The sequence below is a fragment of the Vibrio sp. OPT46 genome (assembly GCF_015163535.1).
Taxonomy (GTDB): Bacteria; Pseudomonadota; Gammaproteobacteria; order Enterobacterales; family Vibrionaceae; genus Vibrio; species Vibrio alginolyticus.
Genome location: NZ_JADDYG010000842.1, coordinates 104,939 through 105,273, shown reverse-complemented (window position 1 = coordinate 105,273; position 335 = coordinate 104,939). Strand labels below are relative to the sequence as shown.

Annotated in this window: 1 protein-coding gene; it reads right to left on the bottom strand. The window is 37.3% G+C overall.

From position 1 onward, the window contains the following. The coding region (locus IQR33_RS29830; protein ID WP_193844285.1) for a DUF1107 domain-containing protein at positions 1–191 on the bottom strand (191 nt) is incomplete at its 3' end. Between the last annotated feature and the right edge of the window lie 144 nt (positions 192–335).

Genomic DNA, 335 nt, shown 5'->3' with positions numbered 1-335 from the left:
AATGATGCTATCACTTGGTTGACTTCTTTAAAGATGGTGAGCCTTTTATGATCGTTGACGTCAGGTAGTAACACTTTGCCATTGTCGAACTGAAAACAACCAACCCCGACAATAAAAAACTGACCTTTGAACAACGTTTTAACAAAACGGGCCACTTGTAATGGTCGATATACAGCAAACTCACGTAGCATAACTCACCTCAATTCCTTTGAGAAAACACGGATTGCTTATTTTTCCTCTGCAATCTTAATGCGCAATTTGCGACGGAAATCATTTTAGCAAATTCTAAATATAACGCAAGATTACACCACTCCATACGTTAAATAAATGTTATC